This is a genomic window from Pseudoalteromonas sp. MMG007, from assembly GCF_018100985.1.
Classification (GTDB): domain Bacteria; phylum Pseudomonadota; class Gammaproteobacteria; order Enterobacterales; family Alteromonadaceae; genus Pseudoalteromonas.
Genome location: NZ_JAGJEI010000025.1, coordinates 1 through 17980 on the forward strand (window position 1 = coordinate 1; position 17980 = coordinate 17980).

The window sequence follows — 17980 nt, forward strand, 5'->3', positions numbered from 1 at the left end:
GGTCCAACTATAGAGCTGGATACGGCAACACTGTATATCCAATAGTGGACTATGACGAAATCGCTGATTAAGTTTCAAAGCATGGAATGACTTTATTTAAATACCGGTTCGAGTGATAAAGTGAGTAATCGGGAATGGAAAAAGTTGAACTCATCTTTATGCGGAATTGTATAAAACAATAATTATACAATATATTTACAGTTGTAACCTCCGTAAAATGCTTGTATATTAATTATGAGCCGGCTCGGTGGATCGATCGGCTACTGTTATTTAGATTGGAAATTTTGAAAAGGACAAACCTTATGGAAATTAAAAAACATTCACATACTAACCAAAATATCAACGTAGAAAATATGGAAATAGAAAAACTTGAAGCAAGGTTAGAGATGCAAACAGTTTTACTATTAGAGGCAGGAACAGCTCCACCTACGGTTGCACCTCAATGCTTTGATGGAAAAGTTGGCGGAGCTTGTGAACCTAGAGACTATCAATAATAAGTTATTGTATCTCTGTAATATATACATAGCTATTAATTTTAATGTAGCTATGTATAAATTTTTATTCGACCAACAAGTATAATGGATAGTAAGTATATATGGAAGTCTACGATCTAAAAGATTACGCAATTAATATTGATGTTTTGTTTGACTTAGATTATTTAAAAGAAGGGAAGTGTCTTTTATCAACAAATGATAGCAACTTGGTTGTTGATTCTACTGTAGGGCTTTTAATTATTGATTTTATTAACTATTTGAATTTCCCTCAAAAGTCTCATCTAACAAATGATGAACTCATATTAGCCAAAAGTGTTGTAAAAAAAATATCTGAATGCGAGCCTACAAATAAATCTATATCTGCAAGTAAGTTGTCATTTCAGTTTATCAATAGTTGTATTGCCAACAAGTTATCAGATAAATTTAATTTTTTGCTTGATAATATTGTTTTTAAAGCGTTGCTTTCTGTATTTATAATATCCTCAATTTGTTGGTATAATAGCACAAATGGCTTTCCAACTTATGAATATCTAGCTTTCCCTTCTTGGCTATCAATTTTCAGTATGTATCTGATTAGTGTACTCTTTCATGAATTTGGCCATGCGGCAGCATGTAAAAAATATTCCGGTAGATGCGGTGCAATTGGAATAGCTTTTTATTATGCAATTCCAGTTTTTTTCGCCGATGTTAGTAGAAGCTGGAAGGTTAATAAACGAAAAAGGCTTATCATTTCATTAGCAGGAGTGTATTTTCAATTTTTATTTTTGACAATTATATTTTTATTATCCTCTGTTTTTAACTCCTACGAATTATACGTTACATCATTAATGATTGCTATTTCTATTATATTTGCTTTAAATCCACTTGTAAAATTTGACGGGTATTGGGCCTTGTTAGATTTATGCGGGAAAAAGAGTTTTAAGTCTTATTTTTTACATGTCATTGAATTAAATGACAAGTCATTTAAAGATTTAATTTTTGTTCTTAGTGTCATTTTAATTTCAACACTATATTACTGCTTAACCTTGACCCTGGCTTATAATATTTTTATATCAATTTTATCAATCACTTATAGCTATAACTTTTCATTATACGAAGATGGTGTTTATTGGTTCATTTTAACATTTAAGGTTTTTATTTTTATATTTTTAATTATTAACGCAATAAAAACCCCGGTTAAATTTATTAGTTACCTAAAGTATTTAAAGGGCATCCTGTGTCATCAAAAGCAATTAAAATTAAATCCTTAATTATTAATCACATAAAATACTACATAAACACTTTAATTGATTTAATAATTATTAAGACATTTGGAAAATACCGTGCTAGCCGTATTCCTGATAAGATTAAAGGTGAAAAAGCTCTAGTTTTCTCAGTATTTACACCAAACTCGATATTGATCATAGAGATGCTGATAAAGAGCTTTCCAGGTAAATTATATTTACCAAACCATTATGTACTAAAAAGTCGATTTAAAGAATCAGATAAAGTTTCTTATTATATCTACTCTAATTTTTCATCTTTATGGAAGGGTGCCAATCAAGGGTTATTTTTATATTTTGTAGAGTTTGATTATGCATCCGTTAACTTCTCTTTATTAAGGGATGTTGGACAATCGAAAATAATGATCCCATTAACATTTCCAGCTATGCTTTCAACTGCTGGTATGAGGTGTCACATATTAAATGAAAGATTGAATATAGGAAGCTTAGAATTTAATAAAACAAATTCTGTCAACCATATTTTAGATCTGATTTTAAATAATATTGAGATTAATTTAAATAAATATAAATATAAAATATTATTTTACGATATAATTCACTTGTTTAATCCTAAATCAAGAGAGATCAATGAAAAATACAATTACAACATACTTCTAATGATTGCTGATGAACTATACGCTAAAGGCGTTGTGGATGAATTAGAATACATTAATATAAAAGTGGAAATCAACGATAATTATGAGCGTATTAGCAAGCTTAATCCCCGTTATAGCTAAAGTCCCATACTTACTTCCAAAGAGATTGTGTTTGATGCTTTGCTCTAACAAGACCATGTTAAATATGAAAATGGCAGTAAGAAAAAGTTTCGATACCAAAAATAGAAAAAACTTAGCTTTCAATTATATAAGCTTTAAATTTTTGCAGGTTTATATTAAATGGCTATATAACTCTAAAAATATAGAGAGACATCATAAGTATATATGTGATAATTTAATAGAAGTTAAGCTATCTCATAATTTTAAAGAATCTTTAAAATCAAAGAGACCTACATTAATTTTAATGACTCACTCTGGTTTCCATTATTTAGGAGCAGTTCCTTTCTCTGAAGTACTAGAAGAAATTAATCGGGATATAACCTGCTTTATGGCTTCTGATAAATTAGTAAAAGATAACTCTTTTCATATTGATTTACTTTCAAAGTATAAAAATATAAATGTTGCTCTTAATAATAGAAAAGACCTGATCCATAGTTTTAAAAAACTAAAAAGTGGTGGTTGCTTGTCTTTATATGTGGATGTTTTTAATGTGTCGGGATCGTTTTCAGTCACTAAAGTATTTAATGAAATATACCCTTCAATGCTAGGAGCTGCATATTTCATAAGTAAGTTAGAAGATGTCGATATAATTATGCCTACATCTTATTGGGATAATGGTAAAATCATTTTTGAATCTGGTGAGTTGATTAATATAAATAAACCCTTCTCAGGCAACATACGAGCTATAAATGACGAGATTTTCCGTAACTTCGAAAGTGTCATAGCCAGCAATCCTTATAGTTGGGAGTTCATTAGTGAATTGCATAAACATATCCATGGAAAATATGAGATAGACTTTAAAAACGAAAGTTTATTAGAGTTGTTGAGCAAGATAGAGAAAAGTAATTTACATTGGCAAAAATCAGTAAATAAAATAACTGATATAATCACGAATGCAGATGTATGGAAAGTCGATTAGTGAGCATTATTTTGGTTGAATTAGCCGGACATTTCAATAAATGATTATTAAGGTGAATATGACTAAATGAATCATAGATATTTTTTAGAAACGTCTTTTAGAAAAGTTAAGTGTCTGGTCAAAGCTGACCAAGAAAAACTCTGCTGATGCACTAAATAAGGAAAAATTGTGACTAAGAATCTATTTCTCATACCAAATCCTGTCTTCAAACCTAGACTGAGACTTTTTTGCTTCCCTTATGCTGGAGGTTCGGCTACAGCCTTCGTACCATGGGTAAGACATTTACCAAAAGACGTTGAAGTTGTATTACTTCAGCCTCCAGGAAGAGGTTCCAGGTTTAGTGAAGTCGCCCATGAAGATATGTTGTCCTTAACCTCAGAAATCTTGGCAGAACAAAATTTCATCACAGAGGTTCCCTATGTGTTTTTCGGGCATAGCTTAGGCAGCCGCGTTGCGTTTGAAGTAGCCAGAGAATTACAGTACAGAAGGTTACTCGCACCACTCCACTTTATTGCATCAGGTAGCCGTGCACCACATCTAGCTGAAAAATTAGAATCTATTCACAATCTATCTGATTGGGAATTTGCTAAAAAATTAGAGGATTTGAATGGAACGCCCAAAGAAATTCTGCATAATAAGGAGCTGATGCAACTAGTACTCCCATCTTTAAGGGCTGACTTCAGAATTGCTGAATCACATGTGGCGAAACCTGAACCCCTATCATGTCCAATAACAGTTTTTTACGGTATTGAAGATGACGCTGTGACTATTGAAAAAGTAAATGCTTGGCAGGAATTGTCAAAATTCACTATAAACACAATCGCATTCAAAGGTGGGCATTTCTTTATAAATGAAGCGAAAAATCAGGTTCTGACCACGCTTACCGATATACTAGTATCAGCCAATCAAGAAATTAAAAATCAAACGGCACTGATATCCTAATGTTTGAACCAAATTGGCTTTTAATAACACAAAGAGCCCAGGACTCCTTTGTGTTACAATGTAGTGTTTGGCGAACCGAACAACCAGACTTAATCATATCAGGCGTTCAATTTTCTGCCGAACGATTTACACAAAGCCTATTTCAAGAATATGCTATTGTTCAAAATATCAATTTGGATCAGGCCGTTATTAAAAGAAAAGCAGAGTACTTAGCTGGTAGATATTGCGCCAAGCAGGCACTCAAACAACACTTTGGCGAAAATCAGGCAATATGTGACATTCCTTCAGGTAAACACCGAGAGCCCATATGGCCAACGGGTGTTCTGGGCAGCATAACTCATACAAATACCTACGCCCTCTGCGCAATAGGTGATATAGAAAGCTTAAATGGCATAGGTATTGATATGGAAGAAATATTAGAAACCAATAATGCCAAAGAATTGGCACAACAGATACACGACCAGCAAGAGCTAAAGTTATTGACGTTAAATAATATCCCAATTAACTTTTCCACAACGCTAATTTTTTCAGCAAAGGAATCCATATTCAAAGCACTTTACAATAACGTTTCAGGATATTTTGGTTTTGAGGTTGCTAGGCTATCTAAAGTAGACACAGCTAGGCAGAGTTTAACGTTCTGTCTTGATAAAAATTTCTGTGATAAGTACAGGCTAGTTTCTCATGTAGACTGCACTTACTTTCTATTTGAGAATAAAGTTTTGACCCTGTGTGTCATCTGATTCACGACCAGCGTTTGTCAAAATATTTGTCGAGATTACTACATTATTAAAGCTCAGAGTTTAGACACACTTCTCTAATAAATACCAATTGCTGATATCACAGCTCCAATGCATTTTTTATTTGCACCTAAAGACGTTGATGTAATGATTTTTTTCTTAGCCGAGCCACCCTATAATATTTTGATGAGATACCATTTGTTAAATGTCTAGACAGATTCACAAATCATTAAACCATTACGCAAAAGATTAAATCAATTTAATCTATTCCCGATTGCACACTTTGTTCACTCGACCTGGTATCGAAATAAAATGATTCCATGCATTTGAAACTTTACCGACAATTAAGTCATAACCCGAAAACACTCTATTACACGATAAAAAAGTTTGATAAATTCAAACGTTACCCTGAGTGCCACAGACTGAGTAGTGATAGCAATCGTAAAAGGCAAGCAACAAAACCATTAGTGATAAAAGGTGAAAAAATCTGGCTATTTATTATAACTATACTGAAGCACATGCCAGCGACACAACCTTAAGTCATTTTGAAACTATAGTAGAGAACGAGTACATATCGGTCTGGTTACAGTGCCTCTAATCCATCTATCAACCAATTAACCATTACTGCCTTTTACAAAGTTATCTAGAGGCCTGCCTTATATAGCCTGTGTGTAACTAGCGATATTTAAGGAAGCCTATTTGCTATGAGTTATGACTGTCTTGTGAAATTAGTGAAATCAACTTTCAAAAAACCACCTCATATGAAATGGCTTTTAACAAAAACTTATTGTTAACGCCATGAATCAAATCGAAAAAATGATGTGAGTCATTAATGTATTAGACTACTTACCCATAGAAACAAGCACTTTCCTCTTACCTGTATATGGCTTTCGTCCATGAGCAATACGATAGTTATCTACAATAAGAATATCACCTTTTACCCAATCAAACATAAATTCAGCCTCACTGTATGCAGCTCGAATATTGGCGATATAATCATCAGGGATCACAGTACCGTCACCAAACAATGTATTATAAGGAAATTCATCTGCTGATAGAATATCTGACATTAACTTCAATTGCTCAGGCTCAAAACTTGACTTATGCCAAAAAGCAATGTGATTCACCCAAAGAGGAATTCCACTGACAGGATGTCGTTTGACCGCATCAACGGTTTGAGTTGTTCTGACGATCCTATCATCTATAATTTCAATTTCAATATCTCTCTCTAAAGCATCCCGACGAATTAGATCAATATCTTCAGTACCAAAGCCATTCTTTATAGTGGGGCCAAATCCTCTACCAAAATTTCTCACCAGCTTCCAGCCGTTGCGCTTTTTAAATTCGTCGATAATTTCTGTGTTAATCAAATTGTACACTTGATGAACATCCGATAACTGCGTTTGTCCACCCGTTAATGAAGGTAAAAGGCAACAAAAGATAAGCTTTTCCGGAAGCTGCTTCTCATAAGATAACTCATTATGTAGACTAATTTCCTGTTCTTTAGGAAATTCTGTTGACGTTGACACTTTTCGTGTCAAATTCTTTCTGGGAGTTGCTCCTCCAAGGTACTTAGCATTTTGACTAATTGAGTTTCCGACAAACTTGTCGAAATCTGTTAGTCCAGCCATTTTGAACCCTCTTAATAAGACGGCCCCCTTATTTAATAATTTATCATTTACAAGCGCTTCATTTTCTATATACCATTTGCCCGGATCCTCATTCTTTTCTCCAATGAAAATGGTTGGTTCATTAATTACTTCTGTCATTATTTACAGTGCTCCATAATGTATTTAAATTCTACAAGTTAAAACATCGCAACCTTGTTTGGTCATTTAGCTGCAATGTACTGAGTTACCTAAAACAATCTTTTTTAATAATGAGGTTGGGAATTTCCTTATTAAAAAGTATCGTGATGCCCACAGCTATTAAGTCCTCGTTATCAAATTGACACCATAACTCACTCTGATCATTTTTTCTTAAATAAGCTGACCACAATTGATAGCGCCCCCAGTGAGATTGCAAAGACAACAACTATCAATGTTGCAGCTACTAAGCTAGGCATGAGAAATATTGAAATCGAGGCTAAAAAGATCAATACAAAACAGGATAAACCAATCACTGTTACTGCTTTTTTACACCGTCCTGCCACATATACCCCATTAACTTTAACCTTCATAAGCCCCTTCTCCATAACATTCTGTTTAAAATTATTTCGCACTAACAAACAACGAACGGAGAATATCCGAATATATCTTTGTTAGCATATTTAATTCTGAAATTGCTACTTTCTCGTTGATTTGGTGTATACAATAATTGCGTAAGCCGAACTCAATAACTTGCTCACAAATTTCTCTAATGAATCGACCATCTGAAGTTCCTCCGCTAGTGCTTAACTTTGGGTATATACCCACATTAATGTTTATAGACCTTTCAAGAATATCTAATAAATTACTGGCGCCTTCTTCTTTGAAATTGCTATAATAAGGCTCACACGCCCTCTCCCAATTAACGAAATATTTTTTCTGACAAAATTCCAGAGCCTCGTGAACTCTTGACTTTACAATTTCGCTATTTAACTCATGACCATAACGAATATTAAAGTCGACATGACACTGCCCCGGCACAATGTTGTCCAGTGCGTAAGGAACGTGCAAATTCGTGACCTGAAGGCTTGTTTCGGCTTCTTTTCCTTCAAACCGCCAGTCGATATCAACTAGTTTTTTGGCACATTCAATGCCGACATGTGCGGCATTGATACTCTTTTGCGGATAAGCTACATGACCTTTTCGGCCTTCAAAAATGATTTTCCCAGAGATAGCGCCTCGTCTACCATTTTTAATAGTATCGCCAATTTTACTGTCGCAAGTAGGCTCGCCTACCAAACAGTAATCAATATTAAGGTTGCGCTCCTTTAACTTCTGTACGATTTCATAAGTACCAAACTCTGCTTCACCTTCTTCATCAGAGGTAATTAACCATAGCAGCTTTCCTGTTAGAGGAGTTTTTGACGATATGAGTATTTCACAAGCTGCTAACATCGCCGCAATGGCCCCCTTCATATCTGCGGCTCCTCGACCTACAATGCACTCACCAATAATTTGTGCTTCAAAAGGGTCGCTGTGCCACTCGTTTGTGTCAGCTGGGACGACGTCAATATGTCCGGCAAAAGCAAAAGTAGGCCCGACTTTGCCAAAATCCAGCTCTGCAATCATATTGGTCACACCGCATTTATTAAAAGAACGGCAAACAAACCCTAAATTCTGAAGCTGTTTTGACAGCCATTCCATACAACCAGCACTAAAAGGCGTAACTGATGGGAAATTGATAAGTTCTATAAGATACTTGACGTCTAATGAAGTATCTGATTCCGCTGATATTCCTTGCAAAATACTATCCTTTTTGAATTTTTATGTAAAAAGTAAAATAATAAAACGACTAATTTATATCGCTTTCTTTAGTAAATGTCCCGGTCAATAGACCCTTATTAGTTCCTTCATTCTGAAACAACTAACTCCAGAATATATTCTTCAATCAATTTTGCCACCTCTCCAGCATCCGAATTTAACATCACTGTAAAGGCCAACTGACACTCTTTGACTATGATAACCCTCACGTCAAAAGGTCCAGCGCTACCAGTATGCTTACTAATTGTGAAGCCTTCATCTGTAACATAACTTCCCCAGCCAACACCCAGCGTTTTCCCAAGTCCGCTATATAAAAGAAATTCAAACTCTTCTGTATTAAGAAAATCCTCTTGCCCTTTTATACCGCGTAAAAAAAACTGTACAAAAGTCTTATAATCATTAACCGTCAAGGAAACATCCCCAGCCGGTCCAAATTCCCTAGGCAAGGCATAATCATCTACGTTTTGTGCTGTGTAATTACCAAAAAAACTTTTTTCATATCCAAGGGTATAATCAGGTGAGTGCTGTGCTGGCCAGCCAAACAAACAATCAATGCCTAAAGGGGTGCAAATATCTCGCAGGAGCATAGACTCCCAATCCAAGTTGGTAACTCTTTCTAGCATAGCAGCTGCTACGATATAACCCGAATTGGAGTAAAGGTATTTATCAACTTTTTCCGGCTTCTCGACAACGATACATGCCACGTAATCTTCTCTTAATTTTATACCACTTTTATTGTTGTGTTTTGATGTGCACTTACGCCAATTAAAACCTGTTGTAGGGGCCATACCACTAGTATGATTAAGCAATGAAAGTAAATTAACTGACAATAAATTATGATGAATTTTATCTTTTAGCTCAGGAAAAACTTCAATTATCTTTGTGTCCCAATTAATTAAACCTCGTTGTACAACCTTAGCTGCCAATAATCCAGTAAATGCTTTAGTATTAGACCCTAAATGCATCCAGCTATCAGTAGTCAAGTTTTTTTTCTCCGAAACATTTTGCAAACCAGCAGTAAACGAAAAAACATCGTCAGACGCATTGAAAATTTCCACTGATATACTGGGAACTTTCTCACTAACGCTGTTTTTTCTCATAAAATTCAATAACATTAATGATTTTTCTTCTGTCCATTTTTTTTCTAAACTTGAATATCCATAACTTACATTCGAAACAAATAAAAAAATAAAACTTAGCCAAATTGATACAATATTTTTCATATTTTACTCATTAGCCCAAAGCCACATTACTCATAACAACTCGGCCAAATGGGTCCTTAACATTTTATTGAAGCAGGTAGACATTTGATACCACCTGTCAATGATTTTTATAGGTTGGTTATATGCTGATTTAACCAACCTTTACTTATCCGGTGTTAACCAACATCACATAAATAATGAACATCCTCCTCAATTAACACCTTTAATGCTTTCAATTTCTTATGAAAACATTTGATAAAGCCATTAATGTCAGAACTATTAATAACATTTGGGTTAAAGTTAATTAGACACCTCACCTGGCTCTGATTAACAGCAATTGAAAATTCCAGTGGAAAGCCAAAATAATCCTTTATGTTTAAATCGTCGGTAGATTGTATACGATCTTGCATTGCCGGCTCCGATTTAGGAACATCGTAGGTTCGATTGTGAAAGTGCACATAGTTGAATGTTAACCAAAAAGGCACCTTCCCTTCATTCATTGCGAATAGCTTGTTTATGGAAATTCGCACATAATTTTCAAGTGCGAAAAGTTCATCTTGAGTGGCCTTAATATTTTCTATTAAATTAGACTTTCCGTTAAGTTTAAAAGGAATAAGATTCCAAAATAACCCTTTCGCACCCAATGGATCGGATAGGCTTGCATTCCGACCGTTAGTAACCAATCCTGCACTTGCTCTATCTTCACCAAATACGTCTTTAACAGTATTAAGCAATACGACTAAGTATAGGCTTTTAGCATGCACACCAAGTAATTCTGCTCCCTTTTGCAATGCTTGAGAATCATCAGGATCCAGGCTAAATAGTCGCTGCTGAATAGTTTCACATCCAAATGTTGAATACTCCCAGCGTGAAGTCTCAAACTGCTCAGACTTCTGTATCCAATAACTTTCTATGGCAGGGTCTCTATTATAACTTTGCTCCTGAATGGAGAACTCTTTTGGCACATTTTGCTCTAAAATATTTTCGCTGCGATCATCATTTTGGTAATCCTGAATACGTCGCAAAACATTATTTTTAAATTCAATATTGCCCCACCCATCTTGAATAGCATGCAGATTTGACATTACAATTTTGCCCACTCCGTCTTTACTCTCCAGTAAATAAATCCGTATCAATAATTCGTCAATATTTCGCCAATTAAATGGTAAATACCTGTCATGCTCAAGAGTTTTTCTAACTTCCTCATTTAGTTGCTTCTCATTCTCAACTATAACATGAGTTATAGAAAGCCTTTTGAAAGGCACTATTACTTGGTATATGTCATCATTTGATTCAACGAACCGAGTTCTGAAATTAGCAGAAAACAACTCCCCGTTAATTGCCTTTTCAAGTGCTTCCATGGTTATCTCGTCTGTATCAACGTTGATGACTTCTTGAGGATGGAACATCCCTAACCTAGCGTGGTCTCTCTCATATTGACGCAACATAAAGGTTTGCATACCGGTAGCAGGATAAGCATCTTCGAAGCGCTCAAGCAGTTCTTTTTGTTCTCGTGTTTCTGTAACACTCTCAACAAGAGAAACATATTCTGTATTAGCTTTTACCTCAATTTCGCGACTTAATTCTGCGATTGTTGAGTGTTTAAACAATTCAACGATGGTAAATTCAACACCTTGTCTTGATGCCTCATAAACGACCTTTATCCCTAAAATCGAATCACCACCAAGCGAGTGAAAGTTATCATTAACTCCGATGGGTTTGGTTTGACCTAAAATTTCAGACCATATGTGAACGAGTTTCTTTTCCAGATCCGTAACTGGCGCAACGTATTGCTGTTGTTGTTTCTTTTTCCTGGCAATATTCAACAGTACAGTTTCATCAATTTTACCATTGGGGTTTACTGCAAACTCATCTACCAATAAGGTGTACTCAGGCATCATATAGGCGGGAAGCGTACTTTTTAAGTGAGAATTCAATTTGGAAACATCAATATTATTATCGCCAATGACAAATAATATCAGTCCCTTGTTAGTTTCGTCATAAATGCAGTGTGCTCTTTCACACCCTGAAAAGGATTCCGCTGTTTTACTAATCTCAGGTAGTTCGACACGATAACCGTTTACTTGTACTTGATTGTCCTTTCTCTCAATAAAAACAATGGTACCGTCAAACAATACTTGAACAATATCACCGGTTTTATAATACCGGTTACCCGAATTATCAAAGAACAAAGCATTTTTAGTCTGTTCAGGTCGATCAAAATAACCTTCAAATAAAGATTCCCCTCCAACAAGAAGTTCACCTATTTGGCCTGGACCAACAATTTCATTATTGGCATTTAAGACCATACATTGTAAGTTGTAAATGGGTTTTCCAATTGGCACTACATCAGAATTTAAAGCAGGGTCAAATTTAAAAAAAGTTGTGTCAATGCAACATTCTGTTGGGCCATATAAATTAAAAATGTCACATTTAAGGCTCCCCATAGCCTGACGTGCAGTGTTTGTTTTTAGTTGTTCTCCGCCACAAAACAGCGATTTTAATTCGAGACTTTCATTGAAGTTATCAAATGCGAGCAACAATTCTAGAAAAGAAGGCACAACTTGTAAGATATTAACTTTATGAGATTTAATTATCGCAATTAGCTCATCAGGTGCATAATTCATACTGGTGTCACTCACAACGCAATTAGCTCCGCTCAATAACGGTGCCCAGCATTCCCAGATAGATGCATCAAAACTACCATTAGTTCTTTGCAGTATTGTATCAGCAGGACCGAATTGAAACTCATTAATCATCCAGCTCATGTGGTTTAGTAACGCCCCATGGCTCATTTGAACTCCTTTAGGTTCGCCAGTTGAACCCGAGGTAAATATGATATAAGCAAGGTCACTTTTACGTATATTAGGAGTAATAAAGTTGGGTGAATAAGCCGACAAATCAATTTCAGAAAACGCAGTAGTTCTTACTCGTTGATTGATCTCCAAGTGAGGGACATCGGTTAAAATCAATTCAGGGTTAAGCTGCTCAATGATACTTTCCGCCCTTCCTTTTTCAACACTTCCGTCTAATGGAATATAAGTTGCACCTGTTGCTAACACACTATAAAGGGCCTTTAGAAAATCAATACTCCGATTCATCCAAATAACCACTTTAGAGCCACTAACAACCCCCTGGTTCAGTAAATAATGGGATAACTTCGCTGTATCCTGCTCAAATTCTAAGAACGTTGTTGCTTTACCAAATTGATCCACAATATTTGAGTGTGGATGGGTTCTAAATACCTGTTTACTCCATGTAATGACATTTTGATAGTCACAGTTGAAAACATCCCCACTCAAACATTTTTCTTGTCGAGTATTATTCAGTGTTGTGAGTACATGCTCAATTTCACGAATAATCAAGTTTATTGCAGTATCATTAAGCATCTGAGTGTCAAAATGAATCAACAGTTCGCAACTTTTTATATTGTGATTGAAAAGGAACTGAATTTGGCTAGCTTCTGAAATACAATAACATGTGTCAATCTCAAACTGTGCTGGCATTTCAACATTCTGACTCGCAAAGCTATACAAGTACGGTTTTTGGTTAAATCTTCTAGGCTTATAGAGACACTCTGTGATTCCTTCCACATGTTTTCGTGCAAGTGTTTCAGACGCCACGGCATTATTTAAATCTTCGTAATGTTGCACATGAATCGGGATAACATTTTCTAAGGGACCAATAACATGAAGTAAATCTTCATCGTCCCGGCATGAAAAATAATGTGCAAGCTCTACCTCTGGCGTAAATTTTCTAAGTGCCATTCTAATAGCTGAGCTGACTACCTGCTCAAGGTTACATTTGTATCTATGTGCAATCTCTGTAATATTAGGCAGCATAGTATCTAAATTCAGCTTTCTTGTTTGATAAGATGTTTCTGTATTCAGATAACTCGAAATGCCTAGTTTACTGTTAAAAAACCTGGTCAAGGTATCTTCGTTAACAATATTGGTCAGACACATATTTTCAGGATCATTCTTGATACTTTGTAACCACTCCGCTACATCTTCATATGCCACAACTTCGCTTTCTTTCTGCAAGTTTAAGGGGTGTTCAGCATCTAGTACAGCAGATAAAATTGAGCATAATGAGTGATAGTCTACCGATAAACATGAAGCAGAGAGCATTAGCCACTTTCTTTCAGACTCCAATAGAATTACATGTAAATAAATAGGAACTTTAGCATGTAAAATTTGCTTGGATATCTGCGCTATTTTTTTATTACATTCAGCTTTCGGTACGGCCTGTAAATCGATTACTTCAACATCTAGTATTTCTTGACTCAAAAATGGTTGATTTTTATTTTGTTCATTCTCAATGATTTGCAAAACCTGATGTTGGGAAACAATTCGATTAAAACGCCGTTTAACCGCCTCAATATCCAGTTCCCCTTCGTAGATACCGCTAACTCTAGCTTTATTAATTCCACCTGAAGAGCTCGCCAGTAAATTTTTTTGAATTGGTGAAATGTTTTTGTAATATTTCTTATAGTCTAAATTTTGCTCTTTCATTTCTATTCCTTAAAATTTTATCCCATTGCTACAAATACTTTACGTGTACCATTGAAAGCTTTTCTTCCGTGTGCCACTAACCAATTATCTAACAACAGGACATCTCCCGGTTTCCAAGTGAATAACTGCTCAGCATTACAGTAAGCCTGCCTGATATTTGCAATGTAGCTCTCGGGAATTAGAGAGTCATCTGCAAATCGGGTTAGAAAAGGCAAACCATCTGCTCCAAGTGACTTTTCCATCATTTCTCGGTAATTTGTTGGTAAACTGGAAGAGTGCCAGAAGGCAACATGATTAAACCACAAAAGTTCACCCGTCGTAGGGTGTTTGTGCACCGCAGGTCGGACTTGGCTCGTAACCATCTTATCGTGTTCGAATGACTCTATTTTAATATCTGCTTCTTCACAATACGTAAAGATCCTTTTACGATCTGTTGTACCAAATACTTTTTCGACCGAAGGCCCCAATGAAGCCCCAAAATTGCGAACAAGTCTATATCCTCCTCTTCTAGAAAACTCATCTATTATCTCAGGATCTATGTATTTAAGTACCTTCCTAACATCAGCAATTGGGGTTTCTCCCCCCTGGCAATTACTTTCATTGCAATAGAATAAGATCTTTGACGGTGGCACTACTGTATAAGAAAGTTCATTATGTAACGCTATTTCTTCGGAGGGAGGAAATTCAGTAGAAGTATAAACAGATCTAGACACCGAAGTTCTCGGAGTAGCACCTTCAACATACTGTGACGTTTTTTCAAGAGCAACATTAACTACATCTTCAAATGCGTCTGTACTATTCACACTAAATCCACGAAATAAAATGGCTCCGAATCGTGTTAGCTCCTGAAACAAACTTGTCTGATTTTCAGCAAACCATGTTTGAAGAGTACTCACGTTTTCTTCTGCCCGGTACGTCAGTGGAAGTAAGCCAGTTTTCAACTTTCGCTCTACGATACTTTCTGATTTGATATTTTTCCAATTATTGAACTTCATTATTGACTTCCTTTTTTTTATATTTTGCCGAAAATTTACTTTTCCTTTTCAATGTTGCTAACTTTTGATGTTTTAAGAGCTGTTCTGACAAGTCTTCTAATGAAAATGTCATGCTCTCTTGGATACAAACTAATACTTCAAGTAGTGCCTTCTGCAAAAATTCAACAGTTTTTCTGCTCAACTTAGAAGGATCAAAGACCCATCGTCCTTCAATGCCAAACTCAGACGGAGAAATAGTTAAAGATAGGCTGTATTTATTGGTAGCCTTTCCCAAACTGAAGGGTTGAGCATCCAGCCTTGAAGCTTGCCCCTTCTCATCATTAATATTCATCCCTGTTTGGAAAAAATCGTTATACGATAATTTGATATTCAACAAATTTCGTGCTAGTTCGTAATTCCCAGAGTCCAGAGACTTCACTACTTCTTTAAATGGCATATCACTGTGTGCAATTGCCGTATTCAAGTTAATAGCTGAGTTTTTAAGAACATCATCAAAGGGAAGGTTAGAAGGAATTTCATTAACAACACACAGTGGATTTACAAATAGACCAACTATATCTCTGCATTGGTGGTGGTTTCTTCCTGCAAAATCAACATTAATACAGGTAGATTTCTCATTATTATGATAGGCAATAATCATACTTAATATAGCCATCCAAACAGAAAAATCAGAACAATGATATCTTTTTTGAATATTTTTTAATAAATTGAGCTCTGTAATAGAAAGGTTAAACTCTAAGACTTCTGAACTGGGGGAAGTGTCACCGGAATGGTCAGTAACGTCTTGTTTTAGTGTTGGCTTGGAGATAAATTCCAATAAGGTTTGCCGCCAGTACTTTCTACTTCTTGCTAAATTAATAGCTCCTTCGTTTCTCTGCCAGTAAGCAAAATCGTGGTATTGAAGCATATCTGAATCGACATGCAATTCCCCCCCACTAGCTAATACTGCATAGTTATCGAATAAACGACGTTGAAGAATCTGCATTGAATGACCATCTGTGGCAATGTGGGATACATTTATGGCGATCACTTGGTTTTCTTCATTCAGTCGATAATAAAAAACATTTATCAACTCACCATTTAAGATATCTAACGATTTTTCAGAACGCAATGCAAAATCCGATCTTACTATGTCTTCCCATTGTTCGGAGCTCAAATACTTATTATTAAGTTCTACAATCTCAACCTGACACCCAGAGTGAAAAGGCATTATCGATTGAACTGGTTCTCCATTTATTATGTGGTATCGGGTTCGCAACGAAGTATATTGATGTATGAGATTGTTAATCGAAATCTGGAACAAATTAATATTAAAATCTTTAGATACTCTTATGGCCACTGACACATTTTGAGCAGCACCATTACCCAAAGAATATTCCATAAACATACCTTGTTGGGAGTAAGATAAAGGGTAATAATCTTGTATCGTCGATTTTGATATTTTAGCGTTATTAGCATCTGAGGCCCTCTCAATACATTGAGATAACTCAGCAACTGTAGAACATTCAAATAGGTCGCGAATAGTTAATTCAGTACCCAGTTTCATGTTTATCTGCGAAACTGTAGTCATAGCCATTAATGAATTGCCACCCAAACTAAAGAAATTTTCGGTCACGCTAACCTTTTTAATTTGAAGATTTTCTTCCCAGACCTCACAAATGGCTTGCTCATTAGTCGTTCTAGGCGCCATATATCCTTCGGAAAAGATTTCTTTTGAAATTGTTGGTAATGCTTTAAAATCAATTTTCCCATTTTTAGTCATAGGAATCGATTCAATAATCATGAAATGTACTGGCACCATATAATCTGGTAGTTTCTGTTTAGCAAATGCTTTTAGCCTAGGCAGATCTGAATTTGATAAGCTTTCTGCTGTCACATATGAAACTATCTGTGCATCCGGTAAATTGGAATTAACAACAACTGCAACCACATTGCGTACACCGGGGTAACTTGCCATAACAGATTCAATCTCACTTAGTTCTATTCTGAAGCCACGAAGTTTTATCTGATGATCAGCTCGACCAATAAACTCCAATTCACCATTTGCTAATCTCCGGACTATATCACCCGTTTTATAAAAACGTGTTTTAGCTGACGACTTTTTAGTTGTCAGGTGAGGCAGCTGTACGAATGATTCATCAGTTTGTTTAACTTTATTCAGATAACCTCTAGCGATCCCCTTTCCACCAATATAAAGTTCTCCTGGGACGCCTGTCGGAACTGGATTCTGATACTCATCCAGTACGTATAGAACTTTATTTTGTAACGCAGTTCCTATAGGAGCATTAGATGGACTTCTTTCAAAATAATGTGACGTTGCAAAAACCACACCTTCAGTTGGCCCATAGACATTTATAAGCTTAGTATTTGGTAAAGTATTCAGTACATGTTTAGTCGCATAAAGATCGGTTTTTTCACCACCAAACAAAAGATTAACTAATGGTACGCCCTTCAAAACATTAGATTTAGAAAAATAATTAAATAATGCTGTGGTAATAAACATTGTATCGATATTATTATCTATCAATACCTTCTTGGTTAGTGATGGTACCTGAATCTCATTGTTAGACAGTAAATACAAAGTTGCTTTATTTGCCAATGTATAAAAAAGATCAAATACAAATGCATCGAAAGAAAACGTAGAAAAGCTTGCAACTTTTCTTACTGAGTTGACTTGTAAAAAATTATTTTCAGAAGTAAATGAAAGTAACCCTTTATGCTCTACCATCACT

The 17980-nt window shown here is 35.5% G+C and carries 12 protein-coding genes; 6 read left to right on the forward strand and 6 right to left on the reverse strand.

Going from position 1 to position 17980, the window contains the following annotated elements:
* The first annotated feature begins 302 nt into the window (after positions 1–302).
* From J8L71_RS18045 to J8L71_RS18070, 6 genes are all read left to right on the forward strand, one after another.
* Entirely contained in the window at positions 303–494 is a 192-nt protein-coding gene (locus tag J8L71_RS18045) for a hypothetical protein (RefSeq protein WP_211001754.1), read from the forward strand.
* A gap of 101 nt (positions 495–595) precedes the next feature.
* Positions 596–1744, forward strand: a complete 1149-nt coding sequence (locus J8L71_RS18050; protein ID WP_211001755.1) for a hypothetical protein — start codon at positions 596–598, stop codon at positions 1742–1744.
* Entirely contained in the window at positions 1711–2493 is a 783-nt protein-coding gene (locus J8L71_RS18055; protein WP_211001756.1) for a hypothetical protein, read from the forward strand. The genes J8L71_RS18050 and J8L71_RS18055 overlap by 34 nt, the downstream gene beginning before the upstream one ends.
* Entirely contained in the window at positions 2456–3451 is a 996-nt protein-coding gene (locus tag J8L71_RS18060; protein ID WP_211001757.1) for a hypothetical protein, read from the forward strand. The genes J8L71_RS18055 and J8L71_RS18060 overlap by 38 nt, the downstream gene beginning before the upstream one ends.
* 168 nt (positions 3452–3619) lie before the next feature.
* Entirely contained in the window at positions 3620–4393 is a 774-nt protein-coding gene (locus J8L71_RS18065) for an alpha/beta fold hydrolase (RefSeq protein ID WP_211001758.1), read from the forward strand.
* Entirely contained in the window at positions 4393–5133 is a 741-nt protein-coding gene (locus tag J8L71_RS18070; RefSeq protein ID WP_211001759.1) for a 4'-phosphopantetheinyl transferase superfamily protein, read from the forward strand. The genes J8L71_RS18065 and J8L71_RS18070 overlap by 1 nt, the downstream gene beginning before the upstream one ends.
* An 839-nt stretch (positions 5134–5972) precedes the next feature.
* Here the strand turns inward: J8L71_RS18070 and J8L71_RS18075 are convergent.
* The 6 genes from J8L71_RS18075 to J8L71_RS18100 form a co-directional block, all read right to left on the reverse strand.
* Positions 5973–6899, reverse strand: coding sequence for a TauD/TfdA family dioxygenase (locus J8L71_RS18075; protein WP_211001760.1), 927 nt, complete (start codon positions 6897–6899; stop codon positions 5973–5975).
* Positions 6900–7340: 441 nt separating this feature from the next.
* The gene (gene dapE / locus J8L71_RS18080; RefSeq protein ID WP_211001761.1) at positions 7341–8519 is read right to left on the reverse strand and encodes a succinyl-diaminopimelate desuccinylase; all 1179 of its coding nucleotides are present in this window, start codon (positions 8517–8519) and stop codon (positions 7341–7343) included.
* Positions 8520–8626: 107 nt separating this feature from the next.
* On the reverse strand, positions 8627–9760 hold the full coding sequence (locus tag J8L71_RS18085; protein ID WP_211001762.1) for a serine hydrolase domain-containing protein: 1134 nt from the start codon (positions 9758–9760) through the stop codon (positions 8627–8629).
* Positions 9761–9915: 155 nt separating this feature from the next.
* Complete coding sequence (locus J8L71_RS18090; protein WP_211001763.1) at positions 9916–14253, reverse strand: amino acid adenylation domain-containing protein; 4338 nt, start codon at positions 14251–14253, stop codon at positions 9916–9918.
* 17 nt (positions 14254–14270) lie between these two features.
* The gene (locus J8L71_RS18095; protein ID WP_211001764.1) at positions 14271–15248 is read right to left on the reverse strand and encodes a TauD/TfdA family dioxygenase; all 978 of its coding nucleotides are present in this window, start codon (positions 15246–15248) and stop codon (positions 14271–14273) included.
* A partial coding sequence (locus tag J8L71_RS18100; protein ID WP_211001765.1) for a condensation domain-containing protein occupies positions 15235–17980 on the reverse strand: 2746 nt, incomplete at its 5' end. The genes J8L71_RS18095 and J8L71_RS18100, both read right to left, overlap by 14 nt.